General features: G+C 45.1%; 1 protein-coding gene. It reads left to right on the top strand.

Going from position 1 to position 235, the window contains the following annotated elements; genetic code table 11:
• Positions 1-235, top strand: a 235-nt coding sequence (locus tag ACYQ2O_RS13840) for a helix-turn-helix domain-containing protein (RefSeq protein ID WP_459796888.1), incomplete at both ends; no start/stop codon positions are given.

Raw genomic sequence — 235 nt, forward strand, 5'->3', positions numbered from 1 at the left:
ATCTTAAACAAGGATTTTCCTGATGCCAGCCAACAAGCGTACTACGAACGCCTTAGTCAAGAGCCCTTAAAACGAGTCGATGGAAGTGAGTGGCGAGTAAAGCCTGGTGGTATTCGTGACTGGGTCTATTTGTATCGCAAGTATGGGTTTGATGGCTTAAAACCAAAAGTACGCACAGAGACCAGTACGAAAAGGCTGACAGATGATCAAAAACAGCGCCTGATTGCCTTAAAAG

This window comes from Alkalibacterium sp. m-11 (assembly GCF_054658155.1).